General features: G+C 57.3%; 17 protein-coding genes. 11 read left to right on the top strand and 6 right to left on the bottom strand.

Going from position 1 to position 15,841, the window contains the following annotated elements; genetic code table 11:
- Positions 1 to 84 precede the first annotated feature (84 nt).
- The 3 genes from B150_RS0109275 to B150_RS23240 all read right to left on the bottom strand — a co-directional run bounded on the left by B150_RS0109275 (position 85) and on the right by B150_RS23240 (position 3,111).
- Positions 85 to 1,290 carry a DUF547 domain-containing protein gene (locus tag B150_RS0109275; protein WP_244873260.1) on the bottom strand — a complete coding sequence of 402 codons (1,206 nt, stop codon included), beginning with the start codon at positions 1,288 to 1,290 and terminating at the stop codon, positions 85 to 87.
- A gap of 154 nt (positions 1,291 to 1,444) precedes the next feature.
- Positions 1,445 to 2,674, bottom strand: coding sequence for a DUF547 domain-containing protein (locus tag B150_RS0109270; RefSeq protein WP_020399638.1), 1,230 nt, complete (start codon positions 2,672 to 2,674; stop codon positions 1,445 to 1,447).
- Between the two features lie 71 nt (positions 2,675 to 2,745).
- Positions 2,746 to 3,111, bottom strand: coding sequence for a hypothetical protein (locus B150_RS23240; RefSeq protein WP_155860018.1), 366 nt, complete (start codon positions 3,109 to 3,111; stop codon positions 2,746 to 2,748).
- Positions 3,112 to 3,205: 94 nt separating this feature from the next.
- On the opposite strand from B150_RS23240, the gene B150_RS0109265 reads away from it, so the two are divergent.
- The 3 genes from B150_RS0109265 to B150_RS0109255 all read left to right on the top strand — a co-directional run bounded on the left by B150_RS0109265 (position 3,206) and on the right by B150_RS0109255 (position 4,920).
- Positions 3,206 to 3,658 (top strand): MarR family winged helix-turn-helix transcriptional regulator, encoded by a 453-nt coding sequence (locus tag B150_RS0109265; RefSeq protein ID WP_020399637.1) that lies wholly within the window; start codon positions 3,206 to 3,208, stop codon positions 3,656 to 3,658.
- A 150-nt stretch (positions 3,659 to 3,808) separates the two neighbouring features.
- Positions 3,809 to 4,234 carry an organic hydroperoxide resistance protein gene (locus tag B150_RS0109260; protein WP_020399636.1) on the top strand — a complete coding sequence of 142 codons (426 nt, stop codon included), beginning with the start codon at positions 3,809 to 3,811 and terminating at the stop codon, positions 4,232 to 4,234.
- Positions 4,235 to 4,491: 257 nt separating this feature from the next.
- Positions 4,492 to 4,920 (top strand): GFA family protein, encoded by a 429-nt coding sequence (locus tag B150_RS0109255; RefSeq protein WP_020399635.1) that lies wholly within the window; start codon positions 4,492 to 4,494, stop codon positions 4,918 to 4,920.
- On the opposite strand, the gene B150_RS0109250 is transcribed toward B150_RS0109255, so the two are convergent.
- Together B150_RS0109250 and B150_RS20380 are read right to left on the bottom strand one after the other, a co-directional pair.
- Entirely contained in the window at positions 4,911 to 5,255 is a 345-nt protein-coding gene (locus tag B150_RS0109250) for an antibiotic biosynthesis monooxygenase family protein (RefSeq protein ID WP_020399634.1), read from the bottom strand. The genes B150_RS0109255 and B150_RS0109250 overlap by 10 nt on opposite strands.
- Positions 5,236 to 5,601, bottom strand: a complete 366-nt coding sequence (locus B150_RS20380; protein ID WP_051078153.1) for an NIPSNAP family protein — start codon at positions 5,599 to 5,601, stop codon at positions 5,236 to 5,238. Before B150_RS20380 ends, B150_RS0109250 begins: the two co-directional genes overlap by 20 nt.
- A 79-nt stretch (positions 5,602 to 5,680) precedes the next feature.
- Between B150_RS20380 and B150_RS0109240 the strand changes: the two genes are divergently transcribed.
- The 5 genes from B150_RS0109240 to B150_RS0109220 all read left to right on the top strand — a co-directional run bounded on the left by B150_RS0109240 (position 5,681) and on the right by B150_RS0109220 (position 9,311).
- Positions 5,681 to 6,364, top strand: coding sequence for an ArsR/SmtB family transcription factor (locus B150_RS0109240; RefSeq protein WP_020399632.1), 684 nt, complete (start codon positions 5,681 to 5,683; stop codon positions 6,362 to 6,364).
- A 171-nt stretch (positions 6,365 to 6,535) separates the two neighbouring features.
- Complete coding sequence (locus tag B150_RS0109235; RefSeq protein ID WP_020399631.1) at positions 6,536 to 7,465, top strand: aldo/keto reductase; 930 nt, start codon at positions 6,536 to 6,538, stop codon at positions 7,463 to 7,465.
- An 85-nt stretch (positions 7,466 to 7,550) separates the two neighbouring features.
- The gene (locus tag B150_RS22330) at positions 7,551 to 8,411 is read left to right on the top strand and encodes an SMP-30/gluconolactonase/LRE family protein (RefSeq protein ID WP_020399630.1); all 861 of its coding nucleotides are present in this window, start codon (positions 7,551 to 7,553) and stop codon (positions 8,409 to 8,411) included.
- 21 nt (positions 8,412 to 8,432) lie between these two features.
- The gene (locus B150_RS22325; protein WP_020399629.1) at positions 8,433 to 8,948 is read left to right on the top strand and encodes a hypothetical protein; all 516 of its coding nucleotides are present in this window, start codon (positions 8,433 to 8,435) and stop codon (positions 8,946 to 8,948) included.
- A gap of 105 nt (positions 8,949 to 9,053) precedes the next feature.
- Complete coding sequence (locus tag B150_RS0109220; protein ID WP_020399628.1) at positions 9,054 to 9,311, top strand: hypothetical protein; 258 nt, start codon at positions 9,054 to 9,056, stop codon at positions 9,309 to 9,311.
- On the opposite strand, the gene B150_RS22320 is transcribed toward B150_RS0109220, so the two are convergent.
- Entirely contained in the window at positions 9,304 to 11,268 is a 1,965-nt protein-coding gene (locus B150_RS22320) for a sensor histidine kinase (protein ID WP_155860017.1), read from the bottom strand. The two genes, B150_RS0109220 and B150_RS22320, sit on opposite strands and share 8 nt — an antisense overlap.
- A 189-nt stretch (positions 11,269 to 11,457) precedes the next feature.
- Here B150_RS22320 and B150_RS0109210 point away from each other — a divergent pair, with 189 nt between their 5' ends.
- The 3 genes from B150_RS0109210 to B150_RS20360 all read left to right on the top strand — a co-directional run bounded on the left by B150_RS0109210 (position 11,458) and on the right by B150_RS20360 (position 15,639).
- Positions 11,458 to 12,444 (top strand): aldo/keto reductase, encoded by a 987-nt coding sequence (locus B150_RS0109210; RefSeq protein ID WP_020399626.1) that lies wholly within the window; start codon positions 11,458 to 11,460, stop codon positions 12,442 to 12,444.
- Positions 12,445 to 12,636: 192 nt separating this feature from the next.
- Complete coding sequence (gene trxB, locus B150_RS0109205; RefSeq protein ID WP_020399625.1) at positions 12,637 to 13,605, top strand: thioredoxin-disulfide reductase; 969 nt, start codon at positions 12,637 to 12,639, stop codon at positions 13,603 to 13,605.
- A gap of 162 nt (positions 13,606 to 13,767) precedes the next feature.
- Positions 13,768 to 15,639 carry a methyl-accepting chemotaxis protein gene (locus B150_RS20360; protein WP_081611381.1) on the top strand — a complete coding sequence of 624 codons (1,872 nt, stop codon included), beginning with the start codon at positions 13,768 to 13,770 and terminating at the stop codon, positions 15,637 to 15,639.
- The last annotated feature ends 202 nt before the right edge of the window (positions 15,640 to 15,841 follow it).

Genomic DNA, 15,841 nt, shown 5'->3' with positions numbered 1-15,841 from the left:
GGCCCTTTGCGGCCGGGGTTTCTTTTTGCCGCGAAAGCCCTTGCCCGATATCCGGACGGAGGACATAAGGGCACACCGCCGTGATTATTTGCCGTCCTTCTCGATCCGGCTTTTGATTTCCTGCAGTTCCTCAATGCGGATATTGCCGGTGCGTTCCATGCGCTGGCGGTTCAGCTCCAGCAGTAGCTCCTGCTGTTCCTCGCTGAAGCGGGAATAATTGCGCACCATGGTCGACAAGCTATCGGCCAGAATAGACGAATTGGGCGACAGGCCACCACTTTCAGCCACGACAATGGCGGTCGTCAGTGCTGACGCGTTTTTCTGCAACGCCCCACCATAGTCGCGGGTATTGCCGCGCAGGCTGGTGACATTCCAGTCATCCACCTCAGGGTCAAGCCGGCGCGCCTCCGCCACCATGGTTTTGATGCGCCCCGGCTGCACATAGTCAAGCAGGTGCGCCTTCAGGTCCTTCTGGAAATCGGGGAAATAGTCCTCGAACCGCTCATAGAAGCTCGAGACATAAACCGTCTTGCCGCCCTTGAGATACACACCGCGGTTGGAGTTCACAAATTCCCGCGCATTGGCAGTCAGCTGCGCGTGCAGTTCCTCGCCCGTAAAGGCTTCCTTGCGGATATTGGGGCTGCCAATAATGCCTTCATAAAACCCGTAGATCACCAGCGGGTTGTTGCCCCAGCGTTTGCCAACCACCCGGAAACGAATGTCATTCAAAGAAAGCGGCACGCCCTGCACGGTAACGAGTTTCTTGTCGAGGATGCCACCACGACCATAGAGCAGCTTTTTCATGCTGTTCTGACTGTGTTTGACCAACTCCTCAAGGAAAGCGACATTATGGAGATTGAGCCAATAGGCGATCTGCTCCGCGTCGGTGAAATGCGCAAGGGGGGCGTTATCCGGTATCGCCTCAAGGCTTACCCGGATGCTCGTCAGCACTTCCTGCGCCTTCTTCTCCTCCAGCGCCTGAAGCCAGATGCGGTTGCCCTCATAGGCCGTGTAGACGTTGCGTTTCGCCTTCATGCGGGTACCGAGCGAGCCTTTGATATCAGGCGCGCGGCCCCGGTCTGACATGCCGGTCACCAGCACTACATTTTCAAGGACCGCGGTGAGGTCGTCATAATTGATATGATAGGGAATGCGCATGTCCGCCGCTGCGGGCACCAGCTCCTCCGCATACGCGCGCGGAACTGCAGGCACCAAAGGCGCGAGCGTGCCTGCCGCCACAAGGGCGGCACCAACTGCCAGTTTGCCAAACCTGTACATGCGTAATTCCACCGTGTTCCCCTACCCTTGCACAAGCCTATGAAAAACCGGTTTTGCGGTCAATGCATGTGAGGGCATAGGGTGCATATACGGCCCAGGCGCAAGAAAGCCCCGGCATGGTGCCGAGGCTTCCCCGTATGAGCTTCTGCCTTGAGAAGCCTCCCCGCTATTCTTTCTCGCCCGTCTCGCCCAACTCGTCTTTTTTTGTGCGCTCCACCCGGTCCTTGATTTCCTGCAGTTCCTCAATACGCACATTGCCGGTGCGGGCCATACGCTGTTTGTTGAGGCGCATGAGCAGGGTTTGCTGCTCCAAGGTGAAGCGGGAGAAGTTTTTCACGGAATCGGCCATACCGCTCACGGTCAACGAACTGTCGGAGGCAACTTCGCCGCCCTGCCCGCGCACAATCGCCGTCACCATGGCGGCACCATTGGTCTGCAGCGCCCCGCCATACTCCCGCGTATTGCCGCGCACGCTGGCCACCGTCCAGTCATCCACGTCCGGATCAAGGCGCCGGGAATTGGCGACTTTGGCCTGAATACCACCCGGGATAAGATATTCCAGCAGGTGCGCCCTCAGATCTTTCTGGAAATTCGGGAAATAACTTTCAAACCGCTCATAGAAGCTCGACACATGCATGGTCTTGCCGCCCTTGAGGTAAACCCCGCGGTTCGAATTCACAAACTCCTTCGCATTGGCAGAAAGCTGTTCATGCAGCTTCTCCCCCGTGAAGGCTTCCTTGCGGATATTGGGGCCACCAATGATACCCTCAAAAAAGCCGTAGATCACGAGCGGGCTGTCGCCCCAGCGTTTGCCGACAATATTGAAGCGGATGTCATTGAGTGACAGCGGCACGCCCTGCACGGTGACAAGCTTTTTGTCCAGCATGGCATCATCGCCCCGGTACAGCAGGTTTTTCATGCCGTTCTGGCTGTGTTGTACCAGTTCCTCAAGGAAGGCCACATTGTGCAGGTTCAGCCAGAAGGCAATCTGCTCCGCGTCGGAGAACTGCGAAATCGGTACATTATCCGGCAGGGTTTCAAGCCCGTGGCGGATCATGCCCAGCACCTCGACCGCGCGTTCATCCTCAAGCGCTTCAAGCCAGATGCGGTTGCCCTCATAAGCCGTATAAACATTGCGCTTGGTCTTGAAGCGTGTGCCAATATTCCCTTTGACCGATGGCGCCCGGCTGCGGTCTGACATGCCGGTGATCAGCACCACATTCTGCAGCACAGCCGTCAGGTCATCATAATTGATGTGATAAGGCAGATGGTCCTCGCCGAATGTCGGCACTGTTTGACTGGCCGCTGTGCCCGGCTCTACTGCCTGAAGCGGATGAAAAGTCGCACCGCCAGCCATCAGGCCCGCGATGGTGAGTATGGTAGCAAGTCTAGCCATGATCCCCCCGGATGATTGTTAAACTCAACCCTGAGGGTAAACAGCACAGCCTTTAAACGTCAACCATAAAGTTATGATGTAACATAACAAAATATAAAAACACAACTCACCTCATGCATCCAGTCCAACACCATTTTAACAACCGGCCGCCTAATGTTTTTAGAATGGTGCCACTTGCAAACTTCAAGTGCCTCAGTCAACACTCGATATTTCCATGCAGCATAATCATTGGGTTGATCTTCGTGAGTGTGATAGACGATCGCTTCGCTTAACTCTTCCCCACCCTGAGCATATAAAAACCAAGAAACAAAGTGCCCATACCAACTCTCTGGGAGAAATCCCCCCGCATCCTTATACTTCCTCATAAGAGCCAGAGTGTTTGGTAACGGTTCTACTTTTAGCCAGCGAACACCACGGTCGCGCTGGAAGCTTTTCAAAAAAATCTCTTTCACTCTTGAAATTAAATCGTGCACGATTAAATAGAGGTCATGACGCACTATTGGGGTGCCACACTGGAAACAGGAGACGCACATGGCAGATGATCAAAGGCTGAGCCTCAAGCTCGACGATCAGCTTTGTTTTGCGCTCTATTCCGCCACCAATGCGCTCAAGAAAGCCTACCGGCCTGCGCTATCGGCACTTGGTCTGACCTACCCGCAGTATCTGGTAATGATGGTGCTGTGGGAGCGGGACGAGCAGATGGTCAGCGAAGTGGGCGAGCGCCTGTTCCTTGACAGCGCCACGCTCACCCCGCTCCTGAAGCGCATGGAAGGCATGGAGTTGGTCAGCCGCACGCGGTCCAAAACCGATGAGCGGCAGGTGCTGGTAAGCCTCACGCCCAAGGGCAAAGCGCTCGAGGGTAAGGCAGGCATCGCCCCCACGGCGGCATTCCGTGCCACCGGCTGCACGCCCGATGAGCTCATCTCGCTCCGTGACCGGCTCAAGGAGCTGCGCACCAACCTGATGGCCGCGACGGACGACTAGACTTTAACCACCCCGGCAAGATTGCCGGAAATACTGAACCCCTGTCATCATCTCGCCAAAGGCGGCTGCGACGATGGGTTAAAATGGGAAGCACGATAAATATCGTGCACGATTAAATAGCTAACACTTAAACCTCGAAGGAGACTGACCATGAAACTCGAAAAAACACTCTACACCGCCCATGCCACCGCAACCGGTGGCCGTGAAGGCAAGGCGAAGTCCGATGACGGCGCGCTTGATGTGAAACTCTCCACCCCCAAAGGCCTCGGCGGCGCGGGTGGTGACGGCACCAACCCTGAGCAGCTTTTTGCAGCAGGTTATGCGGCGTGTTTCATCGGCGCGATGAAGGCTGTCGGCGGCAAGATCGGCGTGAAAGTGCCGGACGAGGTTTCGATTTCCTCGAACGTTGGCATCGGCCCGATCCCGAACGGCTTTGGCATTGAAGTTGAACACAATATCTCCCTGCCTGGCCTTGACCGCGAGACGGCTGAGAAGCTTGTGGCAGCCGCGCACCAGGTTTGCCCGTATTCGAACGCAACGCGCGGCAATATCGAAGTGACGCTCAACATCGTCTAACAAACCCCACCCACGCCGCGGCCCTCAACCGGTCGCGGCGGGGTTAAAATTGATGCCATTACGGCAGCGATAATATGCTATCATAAGCGCTGACGCGGGTGCCTGATCGCACCAGTAAATTCCCGCACACTCTTCGCGCACTTTCCGCACACATCCCGCACAGTTTCCGCACATTTCCCGCACAGTGTGCAATGCCGCGCTTTCTTGTAATCTTTCGCCCCCAACCCCATGTCTTGCCCTCAACGTGAGGAGGACACATGAACAAGGACCCCATTACACTAGGCGGTTGCCTTTGCGGGCAGGTTCGCTTTGAAATCAAAGGCTTGCTGCGCGATGTCGTCAATTGTCACTGCAGCATGTGCCAGAAACTTCACGGCAGCATGGGGGCCCATACCAAGGCCAAGAAGGCCGATATCACCCTCACCCGCGATGAGGGGCTGGCGTGGTACAAGTCGTCCGACGTGGCCCGGCGCGGTTTCTGCAAAAACTGCGGCTCCAGCCTGTTCTGGGAACCCTTCGACCAGGACGCCACCGGCATCCTCGCCGGCAGTCTTGATGGGCCCACGGGGCTTAAAACCATGGGCCACATCTTCACGGGCGAAAAGGCTGATTTTTACGAGATAACAGACACTTGCCCGCAATATGAACGCTCGTCAGACGGGGGCTTCAGCGGCGATTACCGGTGATAGGCACGGGCGTCAGCGGGGGCTTCATCGCGCTCTGATAAGCCATAGTCCCGCATTACATGTGCGACCCTCAGGCGGTAGTCACTGAAAATGCCCGCGCGGCCAGCGGCTTGCGCCTGCCGGTGTACCATCAGTTGCCGCCAATTGGCGACCGCCGCCTCATCCCGCCAGAAGGAAAGCGAGAGGAATTTCCCTTTATCCGCAAGGCTTTGGTAGCGCTCGACCGAGATAAAACCATCCATGGTCTCGAGCGTCGCCTTGAGGCCCGCAGCGCGGTCAAAATAGTCCTGCTCACGCCCCTCAGTGGGCATCAGTTCAAAGATCACCGCGATCATGCACACCCCCCGCACAGCTGAAAAACGGCAGTTTTTCGCTACCCCGCGCTAGGCGCAGGAAAGTGCGCTCTTCTTTTAAAATCAGCCGGTTAGCTTGTGCAAAGGTGAAGTTTTCAGCGCCCTTTTTGTCTTCCCTGAGCCGCGCACGGTAGGCCTCGTAAGCTGCGAGGCTGTCAAAACAGATCAGCCCATAGGCGACATTATTGCTGCCCTCATGCGGCATGAAATAGCCGATTAGGTCACCGCCGCACGCCGGGATTATACTCGCCCAATTCTCGGCATAAGCCTCGAATTCCGCCGCCTTGAACGGGTCAATTTCATAACGAATACAACACATTATGGTCACCAGACCTCTCCTTCATATGTGGATGTTGTGGCCCTTATAGCGGCTTGAAGACGCATGATGTTTCGACTATGGTCGAACCATGAAAGAAGGACCCGACATCGCCAGCATCGCCGCCCTCATCGGCGACCCCGCCCGCGCCAATATGCTCACCGCGCTCATGTCCGGCACGGCCCTCACCGCCACGGAACTGGCGGAAGAAGCGGGTGTGACCAAGCAGACAGCCTCCAGCCACCTCGGCAAACTGGAGGCAGGCGGGCTCCTGAAAATCCGCAAGCAGGGACGGCACCGTTACTACCAGCTGTCGGGCGACGATGTGGCGGAACTCCTTGAAAAGCTTATGGGTCTTGCCGACCGCACTGGCCATGTGCGCACCCGCCCGGGCCCGAAGGACCCGGCGCTTCGCACCGCGCGGGTCTGCTATGACCACCTCGCCGGCGACATGGGAATCCAGCTTTATGAAAGCCTGCTCGCCCGTGGTCTCTTGTTCGAACATGAAGGCGAACCAGTGCTGACCCCGGTTGGTCAGCGCTTCATGGCGAGCCTTGGCCTGCCGCTTGAAGACCTCAAACGAGCCAAGCGCCCGCTTTGCAAGGCCTGCCTGGACTGGAGCGCCCGCCGCACGCACCTGGCTGGTAGCCTTGGCGCCGCGCTTCTGACCCACTTCTATTCGGAAGGCTGGGCATCACGCGCTGAGGGCAGCCGCGAGGTAAGGTTCTCCCCCGCTGGCAAAGTGCGGTTTGAAACACTTTTCACCCCCGCATAACCCGCATTCTAATTGTGGCTTGCCGCGCGATCGCGTTTGACAGCGCTGTCAAATACCGCAATACTGCGGGCTGAAGGTTTCATCATGAAATCATGCGCGTGGCGATGAGACCAGAAGCGCTAAAACATTACGATAAAACATAAAATTCAATTCATTACGAGAACGAAACAAATGTCCGAACCGCTCCTGCACGCTCGCCAGAAATATACCCTTGGCCAATCCGGCCTTGCGTTCGGCCCTGTCGCTTATGGCTGCTGGCGTTTTGCTGGCAGCGATGTAAGTGCCGCGAAAGAAAAGATCGAAGTGGCGCTGAGCTGCGGCATGACGCTTATTGATACGGCGGATATTTACGGGCTGGATAGCCCGGCGGGTTTTGGTGGTGCTGAGGAGCTTTTGGGCCAAGTCTTCAAGGCCCAGCCGTCCCTGCGCTACGATATGGTGCTGGCGTCCAAGGGCGGCATCATCCCCGGTGTGCCCTATAATTCCACCAAGGCCTATCTGATGCGTGCTTGTGAGGCGTCCCTGAAGCGCCTCAGGACCGACACCATCGATCTTTACCAGATCCACCGCCCAGACATGCTTGCACCGTTTGAGGAAGTCGCCGATGCGCTGGCCACTTTGCGCGCGCAAGGCAAAATCCGCGAAGCGGGTGTATCGAACTACAGCGCCAGCCAGTTCCGCGCCCTTCAGGCGCATCTTGATTTTCCGCTCGCCTCGCATCAGCCCGAGTTTTCCGCGCTTGAACTGACACCGCTGTTTGACGGTGTGCTGGACCAGTGCCAGGAAGCCGGTGCCTTCGCCCTGGCGTGGTCACCACTCGCTGGTGGCTTGTTGATCAATGGTCAGACTGACGACCCGGCGAAGGCCAAGCGGCTTTATGCTGTTTCTGCAGTCCTTGATGAAATTGCCGCTGCGAATAGCGTTTCGCGCGCGGCAGCCGCACTCGCCTTCACCATGGTGCATCCGGCCCGCGTCATCCCGATTGTGGGCACACAGACACCGGCGCGCATCAAGGACACTGCCGCTGCCGCGCGTGTGAAAATGAGCCGGGCAGACTGGTACCGCGTTGTGGAAGCCAGCATGGGCGAACACCTGCCCTGACACCACGCACACAAAAGCGTGCCTTCCCAAGTAGGCGATCCCCGCTTATGCTGGCGCGGGGAACAGATTTCGTGGGAAGTATAATTTGCGTTTGATCATTGCTGCCGCGCTTCTGGCTGTGGCCACCACTTTAACACCAGCACTGCATGCGGATACCGCGCGCATCCGCCACCTCTGGACCGTCGATACCGGGCTTTTTGAACCCGAATCTGTCGCGATCGATGAAGAGCGCGGCATGATCTACGTGTCCAACGTGGTTGGGTACGGCAAAAACGGCCAAGGCTACCTGAGCCGCATTTCCATGTCCGGCCGAGTGGTGGACGAAAAATGGATTGAAGGGCTGGATGCGCCGACGGGCCTCGCGGTCCTTGGTGACACGCTTTATTTTGCCGACTATGACCAGTTGCGCACCGTTGACCTCACCACAGGCGAACTGACCGCCAGCTACCCGGCGCCGCACGAAAAACCCTGCCTGAATGATGTGGCTGCCTCGAACGACGGAAGGGTCTATGTATCGGCTAGCTGCATCAAAACCGTTTATGTGCTTGAAGACGGCGGCCTGCGCCCCCTCATCGAAGGCCGCGACGCGCTGAATTTCGTGAACGGCATCTATGTGGCGCGGGACATGCTGCTCACCGGTGGCTGGCAAATCTGGATTTGGGACCGCGAGAGCGGGGAGGCGATGGCCAATGGCCCTGTCACGCGCCAGGCCGATGTCCATGACATTGATGGTGTTGCCTGGGACGGCGAGCAATTCATCTTCTCCATGGTCAATGACGCCCGGCTGTGGCGGCTGGCTGCCAGCGGCGAAGCAGCCCCCATTTCGGAAGAGGCTTACCATGCCGTCGATTTCCAGTATGATGACATTACGGGGCTTCTGGTGATGCCGCGCATCGGTGGTGAAGGCGAGCACAAGGTTTCCGCCTACCGTCTCACCTTCGAGTAAGTGAACCGATAGGAGCGTGCCATGCGCCTGATAGTCGCCACCATCCTTGCCTTCATGAGTGTGAAGGCCTTTGCCTATGAGCCGATCCCCGAGCTTGCACCGCTTGCACCCTTTGTGGGCAAGACCTGGAAGAGCGAAGGCGACGGCAGCGACGAAAGCGAAGCATCGGCAGACATTTCCAAATGGGAATGGGCCATGCACGGCCGCGCGGTGCGCATTACCCATGCGGTAGGCGGCGGATCTTATGGTGGCGAAAGCCTCATCCACTGGGACGCGCAACTGCAAAAGATCATCTTCCGCTATCTCACCACCGCGGGCTTTTATACGGACGGTGTGATTACCCCCACCGATGACGGTATTGAGGTGCATGAATATGTGCGCGGTGCCAAAAGCGGCCCCACGGAAGCCCGCTCAGGCTACAAGATGAGTGGCGGTGAAATGCATGGCTGGGCCCAGTTCAAGGTGGACGGCGAATGGGCAGCGCTCAGCGAATTCCGCTATCACGAGACCACAGGCGAAACACCCAACATGGACTAGTCGCCCGCAGGCAAAGCCTGTGATGCGACAATAGGGCACGGTGACGAACGTCAGCGCCATGCCTATATCCCCGGTCAGCCCCCAACTTGTTGCCCGGAGTAGACCATGACTGACACCACCATGCGCCAACCTTCCCTCCTCACCCGCGCACTGCACGCGTTGCCGCTTGTTGGCGCGCTGTTGCGCGACGCCGCCAAAAGTGACGAGGCACTGATTTTTGCCCTGCTGAACGCGATTATGCTTTGGGTGATTGCTGGCTTTGTGTGGGGGATCACCGGCGTTCTCGCGGTTGCCCTTGTGTTGGCGCCCACTGTGCTGTTCAGCGTATGTGCCATGATGCTGGCAGGCGGCAAGATCAGTTAATCGGATAGGTGATCGTTACCGTTGTTCCGACGCTTGGGATCGATTCGATCTCAAGCTGCCCACCGACAATGGCCAGAAGCTTGCTGACAAGCGGCAATCCGATGCTGAGGCCCACATCGCTGCCGTCCGAGGTATAAGCGTCACTTGAGCGCCCGAATACCGAGAGCGCTGCCTCAACCTCTTCTTCCGTCATGCCCGCGCCTGTGTCCGTCACCCGGATGACGTAGGCGTGGTCCTGACGCGACCCGCGCAGGGTCAGCACACCGTGGGTGGGTGAATATTTCACGGCGTTCGACAGCACCTTGATCAGTGCCTGCCTTAGAATGCGCACATCGCCGACGATTTCCGCACTTTCTGCATCTGCATCAAGGAACAGGTGTTTTTCATGCGCGGCAGGCGCGAGCAGATTAACGCTCATACTCACCACTTCTTCGGCTTCAAAGGGTTCCTGTGAAACCTCGAACCGCCCGGCCTCGAGGTCGGAGACGCTCAGGATATCGGTCATCAGTACCAAGAGTTCCTGCCCGTTATTGCGGATAAGCTGCAAGTATTCCCGGAGCTTGTGCCCCTCAATTGGACTATGGGACTGCGCAATCAGCAGGTCAGAGAAGCCGATAATCGCGTTGAGCGGCGTACGAATTTCGTGGCTGATGTTGGCGAGGAAGCTGGACTTGACCTGCAGTGCATCAGTCGCCCGGCGCTGGGCCTCGTCAAGCTCATGGGCGCGCACCAGCAGCGCGTCGTTCGCCTCCGCGAGGTGGGAGGAAAGCGCCGTACGCTCCGCCTGCTCGCGCCGGTACCGAAGGGTGAAAAGCCACATCAGGATGACCGCAAACGCGACCGTGGCCATGGGCACACTCTCAATACCGACGAGCACTCCGGTTGCCGTCACGATGGCGTCAGCAACCATTGCAGTAATCATGACCGCCCAACCGACAAGCGCCACATTCACCCCAAGCCGCGAGCGCGACTTCGCCCGCATAAACACTGTCAGCACCATCACACCCGCGATGGCAGCGACCAGGATATAAACGTTGCGGCTGGCAATCATCCAGTCGAGCGGCGCGAAGGCCGCATTCAGGGTAAAGAGACCGGCGATGCCAAACAGCACCCATACGCCCGGCCTGCTACCGTCCTTGGGGAACAGCCCGTAAGCCAGCGCGTAGAAGAAGGGCAGCATGACAAAGAAGGTTATATACTCAAGCCTGAGCGACAGCGCGTAACTGAGGGAAGGTGCGAACAGCCACTCGAAGTCCTGCACCAGAATAAGGCGCACGGCGATCATCACCAGCACAAAGCCGCCGCTGTAATAATAGCTCTCCCCCGCGTGCCAGAGCGCGAGCAGAATTGTATAGAGGCCGATGGCAACAAAGATGCCTGCATAGAGCATGATCGCGGCAAGCCGCCCCTGCTCCGTCCTTACAGCCGCATCATAATTACGGATGACAGGTGCGGTCAGCAGACCAGCTTGGAAGTGGTAACTGTTAGAGACATGAATGACGATCCAAGTGTCTTTACCGCCATGGCTCAGCAGCATTGGCCCCGGTGGTGCGCCTGCTTCATATTCCGCGGCGGGGAGCGCGGGATCACCATTGCCGCCCAGCAGCTCGACGGTATCACCGTCCGTCGCATAATAGCGGTACACGCTGCGGATTTTGCCCGGCACAAGCGCGAGCGACCCCTCAGGCAGCGAGGCTTTCGCCATATAGGTCACATAGCCAAACGCGCCGTCGTTGCCGCCGAGGCCGCTCATGAAATCAGGGAAACTGTCAATGGGACGGGCGGCCGCATATTCGCTGGGCGCATCTGCCGGTAACAGCAACAGGCCGTCGACCGCGCGCCAACCGCCGATGCGCAGGCCGTCACCATGATCGGGCGCAAACAGCATGAAGGGCGAGACAACCATCAACATGCCTAGCCCCAGCACCGCCACCACCAATGTCCACAGTCTTGGCACGAACAGTCCCCCGGTCCCCAGAGAGTAAACCTATCGTGCCTGATGCCGGGACGCCAGCGGAAAGCAAAGCCGTCAGCCTGCCCTTTCTCATGCCGGATACTGCGAAGGCATACCCGATGCTGCGCCGGCCCCTTGCAGCCGCCACGCCTGCGCCCACCTCAAGGTACAGACACAGCAAGGAGGTGCAAAATGAAACGAACAATCGGACAAACTGACCTGAATGTGGGCGCTATCGGCCTAGGCTGTATGGGGCTTTCTGCCTTCTACGGCGCACCGACAGAAGAACGTGAAGCTATCGCCCTTCTCCACAAGGCGGTCGACTATGGTGTTGAGCATTTCGACACTGCTGAGATGTACGGCCCGCACACCAATGAGACGCTTCTGGGCAAAGCATTTTCCGGCATGCGGGACAAAGTACGCATCGCCACCAAGTTCGGTATCCTCTCGCCAGCGGGCCCGAGCCAGCCAGGTGGGCTTGACGGCAGCCCGGCAAACTGCCGCCGCTCAGTCGAAGGCTCGCTCACGCGCCTGAAGACCGACTTCATCGACCTTTATTACCTGCACCGGCTTGACCCCAACACCCCGGTTGAAGAAACCGTGGGCGCGATGGCCGAACTGGTAAGAGAAGGCAAGGTGGGTGCCATTGGCCTTTCCGAAGTGTCGGGCGAAACTTTGAGGCGCGCGGCGAAGGTGCACCCTATCGCAGCGGTACAGTCGGAATATTCCATTTTCACCCGCGGGATTGAAAATACGTTGTTCCCGGCGCTCAAGGACCTGGGCACCAGCCTTGTGGCCTATTCCCCTCTTGGTCGCGGCATGCTCGCGGGGGCGTTCCAGAACGGGCGCACACTGGATGAAGGGGACTGGCGCTCCGTTGGTGCACCACGTTTCCACGGTGAGAACTTCGATGCCAATCGTGCCCTGGCGGCAGAAGTGATCGCGCTCGCAGATGAAAAAGGTGTAGCGCCGTCACAAGTCGCGCTTGCCTGGGTGTTGGCGCAAGGAGAACACATTGTCTCCATACCCGGCACCACCAAGCTCGCGAACCTGGAAGCCAACCTGGGCGCCTATGATGTGACGCTCACAGGCGAGGACCTCGACCGCCTTGCCACCATCGCGGACCGGGTTGCGGGCAACCGCTATAGTGACCTTGGCATGCGCCTCGTCGACGCATAACCGTACGCTATCGCCGGAAGGGTTCGCCCTTCCGGCTGACTTATCTGGTCGTTCGATTAAAATCATCGAAACATTCCATTGTGGTGCAGCGCTCTTGGGCTTGGCAAACACCGGCCCAGCTTTTATGTAAGGGTCAAGTTTGATTGATCCCGGCTGCGGCCCACGCCGCCCGACATGTTTAGGGGACCAGAAATGGCAGATACGAAACATACCAACCTTCTGATCATCGGCTCCGGCCCGGCAGGTTACACCGCCGCGATCTATGCAGCGCGTGCAAGTCTTAAGCCGATGATCGTGACCGGCATGCAGGCTGGTGGCCAGTTGACCATCACGACAGACGTTGAGAACTATCCGGGCTTCGCTGATGCCGTTCAGGGCCCTGAACTGATGGAAGCCATGCGCCAGCAGGCTGAAAACGTGGGCACCGAGATTGTCTATGACATGATCACCGAGGTTGACCTCAAAGCGACGCCGAAACGCGCCGTGGGCGACAGCGGCACCATCTACACCGCAGATGCAGTTGTGATCGCAACTGGTGCGCAAGCCAAATGGCTCGGCCTCGAAAGTGAGCAGAAGTTCAACGGTTACGGCGTGTCGGCATGTGCTACCTGTGACGGTTTCTTCTACCGCGGCAAGGACGTGATTGTGGTTGGTGGTGGCAACACCGCCGTTGAAGAAGCGCTTTACCTTTCGAACATCTGCTCGAAAGTGACGATCATTCACCGCCGCGATGAATTCCGTGCTGAGCGGATCCTGCAGGAGCGTCTGTTCTCCACCAAGAATATCGAGGTGAAATGGGACACCGTGCTAGATGAGGTTGTTGGCACGGAAAGCCCGCTTGGTGTGACCGGCGTGAAGCTGAAGAACATCAAAACCGGCAACGTGGAAGACGTGGCTGTACACGGTGTGTTCATCGCAATCGGCCACAAACCGTCGACCGAGCTTTTCAAGGACCAGCTGCCGCTTGATAGCGAAGGCTATCTGATCAAGAAGCCGGACAGCACACAAACGGACATCCCGGGCGTGTATGCCGCGGGCGACGTGACCGACAAGGTTTACCGCCAGGCTGTCACGGCTGCGGGCATGGGCTGCATGGCCGCGCTTGAGGCGGAAAAATACATCGCAGAGATGCACCACGCAGCATCTAAAGCCGCAGAATAAGGCGGGCTGAATATAGGATCACAAGGCGGCTTCGGCCGCCTTTTTTTTCGTGCCCTAAAATTTTAGATAAAATTTAACATAAGTATTAATCTCACATTAGAGTGTTACCCTTATTAATAATCACGGGGGTCGAACAAGCCTGCATCAATATGGAGATGGCCAGTGTTCGACGCAGTGAAGAAGTTCGCAGTAAACACCACAATTGGCGGAGTTGATCCGTCTATTCAGGCGCTGTCCCAATCTCAGGCTATGGTTGAGTTTACACCGGAGGGCACCATCGTGTCCGCCAACGAGCTGTTTTGCGCGGCAATGGGCTATGGCCGAGATGAAATAATCGGCAAGCACCACAGCCTTTTTGTCGGCGATGATGAAAAGAAAACGGAGCGCTATAAAGCCTTCTGGGAGGCCCTGCGCGCCGGAATCTATCAGTCCAAGACCTTCAAGCGTTTCGCCAAAGGCCAGCGCCCCTTGTGGCTGCAGGCCATCTATGTGCCGGTGAAAAACCGGAACGGTGATGTCTTCAAGGTCATCAAGTTTGCGACAGACATTACAACGACCGAACTCAAGGCCATTGACGCCGAGAACAAGCTTCATGCGCTCGACAAAGCGCAAGCGATCATCGAGTTCGACCTTGATGGCACCATCATCACTGCCAACCAGAACTTCCTGAATGCCACAGGTTATAACCTTGAGGAGATTGAGGGTCGCCACCACCGCCTGTTTGTGCGTGCAGACGAACTGAATAGCGCGGAATACGCCAAGTTCTGGGCCGATCTTGCGGAAGGCCAAATCAAAAGCGGTGAGTTTCACCGCGTGCGCAAGTCCGGCGAGGACATGTGGTTGCAAGCGTCTTATAATCCGGTCCTGGACCGGGACGGCACCGTGCTCAAGGTGGTCAAGTTTGCGACCGATATAACGGCGGCCAAAATGCGCCGTGCCGAATATCGCGGTAAATTATCTGCACTTGATAAGGCGCAGGCCATCATCGAGTTTGATCTCGACGGCAATATCATTACAGCGAACGAGAACTTCCTCGCCGCCGTCGGCTATGATCTCGCTGAAATTGAAGGCAAACATCACTCGCTATTTGTCACTACTGAGGAACGTTCAAGCGACAGCTATCGCGCATTCTGGGAGAACTTGAAGCACGGCCAGTTCCAAAGTGGCGAGTTTCGCCGGAATGACAAACAGGGCAACGTGGTGTGGCTTCAGGCCACCTATAACCCGATTTTTGGCCCGGACGGCAAAGCCTTCAAGGTCGTGAAATTTGCGACCGATATTACGGCCATGGTCCTCAAGCGTGAGGAAACCGAGCGTGTTGCAGCCCTCGTGGATGAAAAACTTGAGAATATTGTGCAGTCCATCCGCATAGCCAACCGGAAGTCTGATTCGGCGTCATCTGCCTCCAATGAGACCGACGCGATGGTGCAGACCGTGGCCGCCGCCGCGGAAGAGCTCGCCGCGTCGTTTCAGGAAATCGCCAATAGCGTAGGCATCGCGCGCAGTGCGGTTGACAATATGGCCGAAGAAACCGGCGCTGCCGATGTCTCCACACAGGCGCTCAGCGAGGCCGCAGAAGCGATGAACAAAATTGTCACGCTGATCGACGACATCGCCGCGCAGATCAATCTGCTTGCGCTCAACGCTACCATTGAATCAGCGCGCGCGGGCGAGGCTGGCCGCGGCTTTGCGGTTGTCGCCAGCGAAGTGAAGAACCTTGCGGGCCAGGTTGCGCGCGCAACTGCGCAGATCAATGACGAGATCGAACGCATGCAAGATGTCTCTGGTGACGTTATTTCTCGCCTTAGAGTGATCAACTCTGCGGTTGGCAACGTACAGAACAGCGTTACCGGCATTGCAGGCGCCATCGAGGAACAAACCGCCGTCACACGCGATATTTCCGCCAATATGGGGACCGCTGCCACAGCTGTTGCAGACACCAACAGAAACCTGAGAGACCTGTCTGACAACATCACAGTCGCGAACGAACACGCAGAGGAAGGAATAGCCTTGTACCGGCAACTTCAAGGGTAACAAAGGCACAAAAGTTATGAGTGCACTTGTTCATATATTCAGGAAAAGGTTATAGATTTCATAGACTTGATCTAGACCCAAAACCTCGCCCCCTACCAAAGACAGAATGTCACAACTTTTGTATATATTCTGTGCGTGTAATCGTTTACATTCCGCCGCGACAGGGGTCGAATAAGCAAGATGTTTGAGTTGACGGAGAATA

Source organism: Kordiimonas gwangyangensis DSM 19435 = JCM 12864 (genome assembly GCF_000375545.1).
GTDB lineage: Bacteria > Pseudomonadota > Alphaproteobacteria > Sphingomonadales > Kordiimonadaceae > Kordiimonas > Kordiimonas gwangyangensis.
This window is presented reverse-complemented; position numbering and strand designations above follow the sequence as displayed.